General features: G+C 72.0%; 11 protein-coding genes. 6 read left to right on the top strand and 5 right to left on the bottom strand.

The window, feature by feature from the left end; translation table 11 throughout:
• The first annotated feature begins 130 nt into the window (after nt 1-130).
• The 3 genes from ACL02O_RS32080 to rny all read left to right on the top strand — a co-directional run bounded on the left by ACL02O_RS32080 (nt 131) and on the right by rny (nt 4236).
• Nucleotides 131-670, top strand: a complete 540-nt coding sequence (locus ACL02O_RS32080) for a regulatory protein RecX (protein WP_412821933.1) — start codon at nt 131-133, stop codon at nt 668-670.
• Nucleotides 671-893: 223 nt separating this feature from the next.
• Complete coding sequence (locus ACL02O_RS32075) at nt 894-1598, top strand: 3-keto-5-aminohexanoate cleavage protein (protein WP_412821932.1); 705 nt, start codon at nt 894-896, stop codon at nt 1596-1598.
• 871 nt (nt 1599-2469) lie between these two features.
• Nucleotides 2470-4236 (top strand): ribonuclease Y, encoded by a 1767-nt coding sequence (gene rny, locus ACL02O_RS32070; RefSeq protein ID WP_412821931.1) that lies wholly within the window; start codon nt 2470-2472, stop codon nt 4234-4236.
• A gap of 66 nt (nt 4237-4302) precedes the next feature.
• Here rny and ACL02O_RS32065 read toward each other — a convergent pair whose 3' ends face one another.
• The 4 genes from ACL02O_RS32065 to ACL02O_RS32050 are packed head-to-tail and all read right to left on the bottom strand — an operon-like array spanning nt 4303 to nt 7710.
• Nucleotides 4303-5274 (bottom strand): amino acid ABC transporter permease, encoded by a 972-nt coding sequence (locus tag ACL02O_RS32065; RefSeq protein WP_412821930.1) that lies wholly within the window; start codon nt 5272-5274, stop codon nt 4303-4305.
• Complete coding sequence (locus ACL02O_RS32060; RefSeq protein WP_412821929.1) at nt 5271-5978, bottom strand: amino acid ABC transporter permease; 708 nt, start codon at nt 5976-5978, stop codon at nt 5271-5273. Before ACL02O_RS32060 ends, ACL02O_RS32065 begins: the two co-directional genes overlap by 4 nt.
• 40 nt (nt 5979-6018) lie before the next feature.
• Nucleotides 6019-6897, bottom strand: a complete 879-nt coding sequence (locus ACL02O_RS32055) for a glutamate ABC transporter substrate-binding protein (RefSeq protein WP_412821928.1) — start codon at nt 6895-6897, stop codon at nt 6019-6021.
• A 57-nt stretch (nt 6898-6954) separates the two neighbouring features.
• A complete protein-coding gene (locus ACL02O_RS32050) occupies nt 6955-7710 on the bottom strand; it encodes an amino acid ABC transporter ATP-binding protein (protein WP_412821927.1) in 756 nt (251 codons plus the stop codon).
• A 196-nt stretch (nt 7711-7906) separates the two neighbouring features.
• Between ACL02O_RS32050 and selD the strand changes: the two genes are divergently transcribed.
• Together selD and ACL02O_RS32040 are read left to right on the top strand one after the other, a co-directional pair.
• Nucleotides 7907-8896 carry a selenide, water dikinase SelD gene (selD, locus tag ACL02O_RS32045; protein WP_412821926.1) on the top strand — a complete coding sequence of 330 codons (990 nt, stop codon included), beginning with the start codon at nt 7907-7909 and terminating at the stop codon, nt 8894-8896.
• Nucleotides 8897-9129: 233 nt separating this feature from the next.
• Complete coding sequence (locus ACL02O_RS32040) at nt 9130-9609, top strand: hypothetical protein (RefSeq protein WP_412821925.1); 480 nt, start codon at nt 9130-9132, stop codon at nt 9607-9609.
• 60 nt (nt 9610-9669) lie between these two features.
• Here ACL02O_RS32040 and ACL02O_RS32035 read toward each other — a convergent pair whose 3' ends face one another.
• A complete protein-coding gene (locus ACL02O_RS32035) occupies nt 9670-9894 on the bottom strand; it encodes a DUF2277 domain-containing protein (RefSeq protein ID WP_412821924.1) in 225 nt (74 codons plus the stop codon).
• Between the two features lie 52 nt (nt 9895-9946).
• Here ACL02O_RS32035 and miaB point away from each other — a divergent pair, with 52 nt between their 5' ends.
• Nucleotides 9947-11479 (top strand): tRNA (N6-isopentenyl adenosine(37)-C2)-methylthiotransferase MiaB, encoded by a 1533-nt coding sequence (gene miaB / locus ACL02O_RS32030; RefSeq protein WP_412821923.1) that lies wholly within the window; start codon nt 9947-9949, stop codon nt 11477-11479.
• The last annotated feature ends 93 nt before the right edge of the window (nt 11480-11572 follow it).

The raw sequence follows: 11572 nt of genomic DNA, 5'->3' as shown, positions 1-11572 counted from the left end.
CCCCCCCCCCCCCCCCCCCCTACTCCCCCCCCCCCCCCCCCCCTCCCCCTCTCTCCCCCTCCCCCTTCCCCCCCCTCCCCCCCCTTCCTTCTACCCCCCCCCCCCGGCTCCGCCGCGCGACGAGGCCGAGGTGGTCCGGGAGATCTGCCTGCGGCAGCTCGCGGTCCGGCCGCGGACCCGGGCGGAGCTGGCCGGTGCCCTGGCGAAGCGGGGCATCTCCGGGGAGGTAGCCGCCCAGGTCCTCGACCGGTACGACGAGGTCGGCATCATCGACGACGCCGCCTTCGCCCGGGCCTGGGTGAGCAGCCGGCACGCCGGCCGGGGGCTGGCCCGGCGGGCGCTCGCCAACGAGCTGCGCCAGCGGGGCGTCGACGGCGACGTGGCCAGCGAGGCCCTGGGTGAACTGGACGAGGAGACCGAGGCGGAGACCGCCCGGGTCCTGGTCGAGCGGAAGCTGCGCTCGGCCCGGGGCGAGCCCGACGCGGTGTTCCGCCGCCTGGTGGGCATGCTGGCCCGCAAGGGCTACCCGCCCGGCGTGGCGATCCGGGCGGTGAAGGACGCCCTCGCCGCGCAGAGCGCCGAGGCGGCCGAGTTCGCCGAGCACATCGACGCCGATGCCCTCGCCGACGCCGAGAACGACCTCGACCGCGGCTCCCGCTCCCTCGACTGACGCCGGGCATGTACGGGTCGGGTCGCCCGGCTGGGCGTGCCGCTCCGACCGGCCGCGAGGCGGGCCGCACGGGTTGCGGAACGCCGGCCCACTCCGGCGTGGAGACAGCCCGGATCGCCGCATCCCGTGTCACCGCCCCGCCCCGCCCCCGCTCCGGTATCCGGAGGCGGAGCCGGCGGCGTGGGCGCTGCGAGCTGTCGGACGGTCGGGTCATGATGGCCGGGTGTTGAAGGCGTGTCTCAACGGTGGTCGGCGCCGGGAGGAGCATCCCATGGTGCCGACCACCCCGGCCGAGTTGGCCGCCGACGCCGCCCGGTGCGCCGCGTCGGGGGTCGCGGCGGTGCACGTCCACCCCCGGGACGCGGCCGGCGGCGAGTCCCTCGACGCGGCGGTGATCGCCGACGCGGTCACCGCCATCCGGACCGCCCGGCCGGGCCTGCCCGTCGGGGTGAGCACCGGCGCGTGGATCGTGCCGGACCCGGCCGCCCGGGTGGCCGCCGTCCGGGCCTGGACGGTGCTGCCCGACTTCGCCTCGGTCAACGCCCACGAACCGGGCGCGGCAGCGGTCGCCGCGGCCCTGCACGAGCGGGGCGTCATGGTGGAGGTGGGGCTCTGGACCGAGGGGGCGGTCGACGCCTGGCGGCGCTGGCCCGTGCCGGTCGGCCGGATTCTTGTCGAGTGCCTGGCCGAGGAGCCCGCCGCCGCGCTGGACGACGCCGCCGCGATCCTCACCGCGTTGCCTGCCGGCGGCCCGCCGGTGCTGCTGCACGGCGAGGGCCCCGCCGCCTGGCCGGTGCTCGCCGAGGCGGTACGGCGGGGCCTGGCCACCCGGGTCGGCCTGGAGGACACCCTGGTCCTGCCGGACAACAGCGTCGCGCCCGACAACGCGGCCCTCGTCGCCGCCGCCCACGCCCTCGCCGCCGCCTGACCGCCCGCCCCGGTGCTTCCAGGAGCCGCCCCACTCCCCGTTCGCCGCCCCGGGCGTCGGCAGCCGTCGCCCGCCCCCGTCGCCCGTCCCCGTCGTCGGCGGCCGGCGACGGAAGGAACCGCGCAGGTTCCCCGGAAAGTGCTGTCCTTCGTCATGGGGAGGCAACACTTGGGGGAAGTTCCGCCGTGCCGGTACGTCGAGGCGGCCGGCGCGACGTGGTCGCGTCCGGGTGTCGGACGGGACGGGGGCGCTAGGGGTCTGAGCAGGTCGGGAAGGCGACGGCGGGGCTTGGCGGACGCGAGTTTTGTCCGGCCGTGTCCGGCATCTGATCAGCTCTGGGTGACGCTCCAACTTCGCTCCGTCCGGGTGGTTTGATCATGAGTTCTTGACCGAACGGCCCCCGGCGACCTAGCCTCGCCATACAGGCTCACGTTGCCCGACCAGCGCAGGCTAAGCGCACAACATAGAACGCGTAACAGAACAGCATCACTTTGGCCAGCGTCACCGGCCCTTGACGGCAGCTCCGGACGGCCGGTCCGGAGTCGACCGACAACTGCAACCGGTTGTCGGCGATGCCCCATCCGTGGGCACCGCCGACGGAACGCTACCCACGGCCAGCCGCTCGGTCGGGCGTCCAGAGCCGCAGGTGCGTGCCCTCCGGCACGTCGTCTGCGGCGTGACGTTCAGGGGAGGCGGCCATGACGGGGCGGCAGAGGTTCACCGGCGGTCTTCCACGCGCTGCCGGTCGCTCCTCGCCGGGCTGCGGCGTCCCCGATCGGGCCGGGCCGGGCACGCGCCCCGGACGGGCCGACCGACCCCGTGCCGTCGGCGCCGCGTCCGGTCGCCCCCGCCGTCGGCTGGGAGCGGCGGCATGAGGGGCTTCGACGTGGTCCTCCTCGTGGTGGTGCTGATCCTCGCGGTCGTGGTGGTCGGCGCCGTGGTGTTCGGCGTGCGTACCCTGCGCCGGATCAGCCTCGCGCCCGCCTCCGAGGATCCGGCCTTCATCGCCGAGAAGGACCGGCAGGAGCAGTCCCTGGCGGCCCTGCGCAGCGCCGCCGACGAGGCGAACAGCACCATCGACGTGGCGAAGTCGGCCGCCGCCGCGGCCCGCGCCGAGGCGGCGGCCGCGAAGGCCGAGGCGAAGGCGGCCAGGGCCGAGGCCCGCCGGGTCCTCGACGACGCCCGTGCCGAGGCCGACACCGTGCTGGAGCGGGCGCACAAGCAGGCCGAGGCGGACGCCGAGCAGCTGCGTACCGCCGCCCGGCGCAGCGGCGAGCGCGAGGTGGCGGTGCTCGCCGCGACCACTCGGGAACAGGCCGCGGAGGTGGAGCGGCGGGCCGCCCGGATGGACGAGCGGGAACGGCTGCACACCGAGGAGGTGGAGCGGCTCGCCGAGCGGGAGCGGCAGCTCACCGCGGCCAGCGCCGCTCTCGCCGGCCGGGAGGCCGCCCTCGTCGAGCGGGAGCAGGGGCTCGCCGAGGCGGAGGAGCAGCGCCGCCGCGAGCTGGAGCGGGTGGCCGGGCTGACCGCCGAAACGGCCCGCGCCGAGCTGGTCGAGGCGATCGAGGGTCAGGCCAAGCGGGAGGCCGCGCTGCTGGTCCGGGACATCGAGGCGGACGCCCGGGGCACCGCGGAGCAGCGGGCCCGGCACATCGTCGTGGACGCCATCCAACGGGTCGCCAGCGAGCAGACCGCGGAGAGCGTGGTCAGCGTCCTGCACCTGCCGGGCGACGAGATGAAGGGGCGGATCATCGGCCGGGAGGGGCGCAACATCCGCGCCTTCGAGTCGGTCACCGGGGTCAACCTGATCATCGACGACACCCCCGAGGCGGTGCTGCTCTCCTGCTTCGACCCGGTACGCCGCGAGGTCGGCCGGCTCACCCTGGAGAAGCTGGTGCTGGACGGCCGGATCCACCCGCACCGGATCGAGGAGGTCTACGACCTGGCCCGGCACGAGGTGGAGGAGCTCTGCCACCGGGCCGCCGAGGACGCCCTGGTCGAGGTGGGCATCACCGAGATCCACCCGGAACTGGTCACCCTGCTCGGCCGGCTGCGCTACCGGACGTCGTACGGGCAGAACGTGCTCAAGCACCTGGTGGAGACCGCGCACATCGCCGGCATCATGGCCGCCGAGCTGCGGCTGGACGTGCCGACCATCAAGCGTTGCGCGTTCCTGCACGACATCGGCAAGGCGCTCACCCACGAGGTGGAGGGCAGCCACGCCATCATCGGCGCCGACCTGGCCCGCAAGTACGGCGAGAGCGAGGACGTGGTGCACGCCATCGAGGCGCACCACAACGAGGTGCCGCCGCAGACCATCGAGGCCGTGCTCACGCAGGCTTCCGACGCCTGCTCCGGTGGACGCCCGGGGGCGCGGCGGGAGAGCCTCGAGGCGTACGTGAAGCGGCTGGAGCGGATCGAGGAGATCGCGGCCGGCAAGCTCGGCGTGGAGAAGGTCTTCGCAATGCAGGCGGGCCGGGAGATCCGGGTGATGGTCAAGCCGGAGGACGTCGACGACATCGGCGCGGCGGTCCTCGCCCGGGACGTGGCCAAGCAGATCGAGGAGGAGCTGACCTATCCGGGGCAGATCCGGGTCACCGTGGTCCGCGAGTCGCGGGTCACCGAGATCGCCCGCTGACGCACGTACGCGAAGGGCCGGCCCGGTGTTCCGGGCCGGCCCTTCGACGCGTTGGTGGCAGTCGGATCAGGGGGTCACGTCGTTGCTCTCTGACTGGGACATGAGCGCGGCGGGCGGTGCGACCGCCGCCGGGGTGCCGGCGGACCGGCGACCCCGGGAGAGCCGGCGCTGGACGAACTGGGCGAGCTTCGACAGCGAGTAGTTCACCGCGATGAAGAGCACGGCGATCACCGCGTAGACCTGGATCGGGTTGCCCAGCACGCCGATGATCTGCTTGCCGATGTTGAGGGTCTCCTCGTAGCTGATGATGAAGCCGAGCGAGGTGTCCTTGAGCACCACGACGAGCTGGCTGATCAGCGCGGGGAGCATGATCCGGAACGCCTGCGGCAGCAGGATCATCCGGGTGGTCTGCAGCGGGGCGAGCCCGATCGCGGCGGCGGCCTCGGCCTGGCCGCCGGGCAGCCCCTCCATGCCGGAACGCAGGATCTCGGCGATGACCACCGAGTTGTAGACGGTCAGGCCGATGACCAGGTACCAGAGGTTGTCGAACGAGACGCCGAACTCGGGGAAGCCGCGCGCCACGAAGAAGATGGTGATGACGACCGGCAGGCCCCGGAACACCTCGACGCAGATCCGGGTGACCGCGGACAGCAGCCAGCTCAGCCCGCGCAGCGGGTATGCGACCGGCGTCGCCAGCCCGGTGAAGCGGCGCCGGGTCAGGCTCTTGAGCTGGATCCGCAGCACCGCGATCAGCGTGCCGACGACCAGCGAGGAGAGGATGGCCAGTACGGCGGCGGTCAGCGTGTTCTTCAGGCCGGTGCCGATCCGCTGCCAGACCAGCGGGAAGTTCTCGTTCGAGGGGTCGACCAGCGGGCCCCACAGCTCCATCGAGAACTGGCCCTTGTCGGCCAGCGGCCGGTAGATCAGGAAGTACGCCCCGACGAGCACCAGCACGGTGGCGACCAGGCTGCCGATCAGCGTGATCCGCCGCTGGCGGGGACCGGGGACGTCGTAGAGGACGCTGGTCTGCTGGCTCACCGGGCCACCGCCTGTCGCTTCTCGATCCGGTCGAGCAGGGCGCCGAGCGGCACAGTCATGATCAGGTAGCCGATCGAGATGCCGATGGCGACCGGAATGAAGGCGTACCCGCCGGCCGATGTGAGCTGCTCGGCGGTCTGGGACAGGTCACCGACGACGCCGAAGAAGCCGACCAGCGCCGAGTTCTTGATCATCGCGATGATCACCGAGCCGAGCGGCACCACGGACGCCTTCCAGGACTGCGGCAGCACCACGTGCCGCAGGTTCTGGCCGAAGGTGAGACCGAGCGAGCGGGCCGCCTCGGCCTGGCCGGCCGGCACCGCGTTCACTCCGGACCGCAGCGCCTCACAGACGAAGGCGGCGGTGTAGAGCACCAGCGCGATCAGGGCGAAGCGGAAGTACGGCAGGTCGGTGCCGAGCCGGCTGAAGATCGCGTCCAGACCCGGGATGCGGAAAAAGTCGGCGTTGGAGCCGAGGGCCGGCAGCCCGAAGGCGGCGAAGAACATCACCACGGTCAGCGGCATGTTCCGGAAGATGGTCACGTACGCGGTGCCGACCGCCCGCAGCGGCGGCACCGGCGAGATGCGGAGTACCGCCACGGCGGCGCCCAGGAGCAGGGCGCCGGTCGCGGCGAGCACGCAGATCTGGAGGGTGAGCCAGAATCCACCCGCGAAGACGTCGAACTTGTCGATGAGCACACTCACGGGCCGGTTTCCTCCCCACCCTCCAGATCAGGTGTTCAGGTCAGTAGCGGTTGATGGTCGGGGCGTCGCCCAGGGTCGCGCCGAACTTGCCGGCGGTGTCGTCCCAGGCCTTCTTCCAGCGGCCGTCCTGCATGGCCTTCTCCAGGACGTCGTTGATGAAGTTGCGGAAGTCGGTGTCGTCCTTCTTCACGCCGATGCCGTACGGCTCCTTGGTGAAGTTGTCGCCGGCCATCTTGAACGAGTTCTCGTCCTTGGCGATGTAGCCGAGCAGGATCACGTTGTCCGTGGTGACCGCGTCGACCTGGCCGCCCTTGAGGGCGTCCCGGCACTTGTCGTAGGTGTCGAAGAGCACCAGCTGGGTGGCGACGTCCTTGACGTACTTCTTGATCTCCTCAGCCGGGGTGGACCCGGTCACCGAGCAGACCTTCTTGGTGCCGTCCTTGAACGAGTCCGGGCCGGTGATCGAGGAGTCGTCCTTCTTCACCATGATGTTCTGGCCGGCCTCGTAGTACGGCCCGGCGAAGGCGATGCGCTCCTTGCGCTTGTCGTTGATCGTGTAGGTCGCCGCGACGAGGTCGACGGTGCCGTTCTCGATCACGTCCTCGCGGACCTTGGACGGCGTCTCGACGTACTCGATCTTGTCCTCAGGGATGCCGAGCTCCTTGACGATGATCTTCGCGATCTCGACGTCGAAGCCCTCCGGCTTGCCCGACAGGCCCTTCTGGCCGAAGCCCGGCTGGTCGAACTTGGTGCCGACCGTGATCTTCTGGGCCTTGTTCAGCTTCTCCATGGTGCTGCCGGCGGCGAAGGACTTGCTGCCGGCGCCGGTGCCCTCGTCGCTGTCGTCACCGCCGCAGGCGGCCATGCCCAGCGCCAGGGTCGCCGCCGCGGCGACCGCGGCCACGCGCTTGAAACGCATACTCATCTCCTTCTTCGACGGAGCACACCGGGGGACGGCACGCTCCACTACGGACGCTCAGTGCGTGAGGATCTTGGAGAGAAAGTCCTTGGCCCGCTCGCTGCGCGGGTTCGCGAAGAACTCGGTGGGCGCGGCCTCCTCGACCAGTTGGCCGTCGGCCATGAAGACGACCCGGTTGGCGGCGTGCCGCGCGAAGCCCATCTCGTGGGTGACCACGACCATGGTCATGCCGTCGCGGGCCAGCGAGGTCATCACGTCCAGCACCTCGCCGACCATCTCCGGGTCCAGCGCGCTGGTCGGCTCGTCGAAGAGCATCGCCTTGGGCTGCATCGCGAGGGCGCGGGCGATCGCCGCCCGCTGCTGCTGACCGCCGGAGAGCTGCGCCGGGTACTTGTCGGCCTGGTTGGCGATGCCGACCCGGTCCAGCAGGGCCAGGCCGCGCTCGCGGGCGGCGGCCGGCTTCTCCCTGCGGACCTTCACCGGACCGAGGGTGACGTTCTCCAGGATGGTCTTGTGCGCGAACAGGTTGAACGACTGGAAGACCATGCCGACCTCGCTGCGCAGCTTGGCGAGGGCCTTGCCCTCGGCCGGCAGCGGGGTGCCGTCGAAGGTGATGGTGCCGGAGTTGATGGGTTCGAGCCGGTTGATCGTGCGGCAGAGCGTCGACTTGCCGGAGCCCGAGGGGCCGATCACCACGACGACCTCGCCCCGGCCGACGGAGAGGGAGACGTCGTCGAGCACGTGCAGCGGGCCGAACCACTTGTTGACCCCGTCCAGCACGATGAGCGGTTCGCCCGTCGTCACGTCGTTCACCGTCCCTGTCGTAATGGCGGAAAGCGGGGTCGGTCGACCCCCGGTTCGGCCACTGTAGGCGGGGTGACGTGGCAGAACGCAACCTGAATGGTCACGGAGCGGTAACACCGGTCACCGGCGTACCGGCAAGTCCGAATTCCGTCACGATCCGGCCGGTCCGGTGGCGGGGACGGCGCGGCGCGGAGATCATGTGAAGATGACCACGCTGCTCCGGTTGACCGATTACGCCCGCGGCGGCGGCTGCGCGTGCAAGATCCCGGCGGGCGAGCTGGAGGCGATGGTCGCCGGCCTGGGGCCGGCCACCGGCTCCGCCGACCTGCTGGTCGGCCTGGAGAACGGCGACGATGCCGCGGTGGTCCGGCTGGACGAGCGGACCGGGCTGGTCACCACCGCCGACTTCTTCACCCCCGTGGTGGACGACGCGTACGACTGGGGCCGGATCGCCGCGGCCAACGCCCTCTCCGACGTGTACGCCATGGGCGGCACCCCGCTGGTCGCGCTCAACCTGCTCTGCTGGCCCCGGGACGTGCTGCCGCTGGAACTGGCCCGGGAGGTGCTGCGCGGGGGTCAGGACGTGGCCCGGGAGGCCGGCTGCCACCTGGCCGGCGGGCACAGTGTGGACGACGACGGTCCGAAGTACGGCCTCGCGGTCACCGGCGTGGTCCGTCCCGAGGAGCTGATCACCCTCGATGCCGGTCGGGCCGGCCTGCCGCTGTCGCTGACCAAGCCGCTCGGTGTCGGGGTGCTGAACACCCGGCACAAGCAGACCGGGGAGCGGTTCGACGAGGCGGTCGCCTCGATGGTCCGGCTCAACCGGGACGCGGCCCGGGCGGCGGTGGCCGCCGGCATCCGGTGCGGCACCGACGTCACCGGCTTCGGGCTGCTCGGGCACGCCTCGAAGCTGGCCCGGGCCAGCCGGCTCACCGTGGCGATCGACGCGGCGGCCGTACCATACCTTCCGGGGGCGCGGGAGGCGCTGCGGGACGGGTACGTCAGCGGCGGCACCCGCCGCAACCTGGACTGGGTGACCCCGTGGACCGACTTCGGCGGCGTCGACGAGGGGGAGCGGTTGCTGCTGGCCGACGCGCAGACCTCCGGCGGCCTGCTGGTGGCCGGCGAGGTGCCCGGCGGCACGGTGATCGGCGAGCTGCGGCCGGCGAGCGACCAGCTGATCCAGGTGCGCTGAACACCGGTGGCCGCCGCGACTGCGGCACGACAGCTCGGACTCACGCCGTGACTGCGGCACGATACCCGATAAAATGTCATCTTCCGGCTACTCGCAGCAACGTCGCCCGAGGAAATTTTGCCCGGAATGGTCACAGACCGGTAACTTGCCCCCGGCTGAGGTCATATGCGCCTCACCATCGTCAGTAAGGCCCGATCCGGAGGCCGGTGGGACGAGCACAGCGAGGAGGCGGCATGACCGAGCTGTGGAACTGGAGAATCGACGGCGCGACGCCCGCGAAGGTCTACCCGGCGCTCGCCGAGGCGCTCGGCCGGGTGGTGATGCCCCTCGCCGTCGCCGACCCGGCCCGACTCCCGGCGTACGCGGTGATCTGCGACGTCTGGGCGGCGCCGGGGGCGTACGGCACCGTGGTCGACTGCTACGGGGTCCCGGAGAAGCTGCCCGAACTGCCCAGCATCGCGGCACTGGCCCGGGTGCTGGGCCGCAACTGCCTGATGCGCGACGACACCCTCGACGCCGGGCGGCACCTGCTGGTCGCCCCCGACGGCACAATCCGCCCGGTGCACTTCGACGTGACGGAGACCGACGACGGCGAGGTGCTCAGCGACCAGCGGCTCTGCACCCTGTCGCACCCCGGCTGCCGGGGCTGGTCGCAGTGCCACCGCTCCCGGTGGGCGCCCGACTCGGTCGAACCGGCCCTGGCCGCCGCCTGACGGCACCGGCCCGGGCCGCCAGGCGTTCGGCGCGCGACGATGCGGGCCCCGACCCGGGGATCAGCCCCGGGTCGGCTGCTGACCCCGGACCACCAGTTGATCGAGCAGCGTCGCCGTGGCGGCGGCCACCGCGTCCACCGCCGCGTTGAACGCCTCGGCGTTGTGCGCGGCGGGGGCACGGAACCCGGAGATCTTCCGGACGTACTGCAACGCGGCCGCCCGGATGTCCTCCTCGGTGACCACCGGGACGTACGGCTCACGCAGGGTCTTGATGCTCCGGCACACGGCTCCTCCTCGTTCGTTCCGACCAGCTCCACCCGGATACGCTGTCCGGGTCATGACTACCGCAGCCGCGGGCAGCCCGCGCACCTACCAGGTGCGCACGTACGGCTGCCAGATGAACGTGCACGACTCCGAGCGCATTTCCGGCCTGCTCGAACAGGCCGGATACGTGCGCGCCGCCGAGGCCGACGAGCAACCCGACGTGGTGGTGTTCAACACCTGCGCCGTCCGGGAGAACGCCGACAACCGGCTCTACGGCAACCTGGGTCATCTGCGCCCCGTGAAGGACAAGCACCCCGGGATGCAGATCGCGGTCGGCGGCTGCCTGGCCCAGAAGGACCGCGGCGAGATCGTCCGCAAGGCCCCCTGGGTGGACGTGGTCTTCGGCACGCACAACATCGGCTCGCTGCCGGTGCTGCTGGAGCGGGCCCGGCACAACGCCGCCGCCGAGGTGGAGATCCTCGAGTCCCTCGACGTGTTCCCCTCCACGCTGCCGACCCGGCGCGAGTCGACGTACGCCGGCTGGGTGTCGATCTCGGTCGGCTGCAACAACACCTGCACGTTCTGCATCGTGCCCTCCCTGCGGGGCAAGGAGAAGGACCGGCGCCCCGGCGACATCCTCTCCGAGGTGCGCGCCCTGGTCGACGAGGGCGTGCTGGAGGTGACCCTGCTCGGGCAGAACGTGAACTCCTACGGCGTCGCGTTCGGCGACGCTGGCGAGCCGAACCGGAAGCGCAGTGGCGGCCGGTCGGCCTTCGCCGAGCTGCTGCGTGCCTGCGGCGACATTGAAGGGCTGGAGCGGGTGCGGTTCACCAGCCCGCACCCGAAGGACTTCACCGACGACGTGATCGCCGCGATGGCCGAGACGCCGAACGTCTGCCACTCGCTGCACATGCCGTTGCAGTCCGGATCCGACGACGTGCTGCGGGCGATGCGCCGCTCGTACCGGTCGGAGAAGTACCTCGGGATCATCGAGAAGGTGCGGGCGGCGATGCCGGACGCGGCGATCACCACCGACATCATCGTCGGCTTTCCCGGCGAGACCGACGCCGACTTCGAGAAGACGCTCGACGTGGTCCGCGAGGCGCGGTTCTCCTCGGCGTTCACCTTCCAGTACTCCAAGCGCCCCGGCACCCCGGCCGCGACCATGGACGGCCAGCTCCCCAAGCAGGTCGTGCAGGAGCGCTACGAGCGGCTGATCTCGTGTGTCGAGGAGATCACCTGGGCGGAGAACAAGAAGCTGGTCGGCGAGACCGTGGAGGTGCTGGTCGCCGTCGGCGAGGGGCGCAAGGACGAGCGCACCGGCCGGATGTCCGGACGGGCCCGCGACGGCCGCCTGATCCACTTCGCGACGGGCTCGCTGGCCGGGCAGATCCGCCCCGGCGACATCGTGCACACCACCGTCACCTACGCCGCCCCGCACCACCTCAACGCCGACGGGGAGCCGCTGTCGCACCGGCGGACCCGGGCTGGCGACGCGGCCGAGGCGGGACGCGCCCCGCGTACCCCCGGGGTGCTGCTCGGGTTGCCGACCCTCGGCGCGCCGGCCGCGGCGCCCGCGCCCGCCGGCGGCTGCGCCGCGCACTGACCCGACCGGGGGACGGCGGGGGGGGGGGGGACAAACAGGACGACCATCCAAACAGGAGTCAAGCTGCGGCAGACCCCCCCACCCCCAGCCCCC

The sequence above is a fragment of the Micromonospora mangrovicola genome (assembly GCF_047200535.1).
Taxonomy (GTDB): Bacteria; Actinomycetota; Actinomycetes; order Mycobacteriales; family Micromonosporaceae; genus Micromonospora.
This window is presented reverse-complemented; position numbering and strand designations above follow the sequence as displayed.

Excerpts from the sequence above, each read along its gene's own strand:
- rny (WP_412821931.1), top strand. The coding sequence starts at position 2,470 with ATGAGGGGCTTCGACGTGGTCCTCCTCGTGGTGGTGCTGATCCTCGCG.
- ACL02O_RS32040 (WP_412821925.1), top strand. The coding sequence starts at position 9,130 with ATGACCGAGCTGTGGAACTGGAGAATCGACGGCGCGACGCCCGCGAAG.
- miaB (WP_412821923.1), top strand. The coding sequence starts at position 9,947 with ATGACTACCGCAGCCGCGGGCAGCCCGCGCACCTACCAGGTGCGCACG.
- selD (WP_412821926.1), top strand. The coding sequence starts at position 7,907 with ATGACCACGCTGCTCCGGTTGACCGATTACGCCCGCGGCGGCGGCTGC.
- ACL02O_RS32055 (WP_412821928.1), bottom strand. The coding sequence starts at position 6,897 with ATGCGTTTCAAGCGCGTGGCCGCGGTCGCCGCGGCGGCGACCCTGGCG.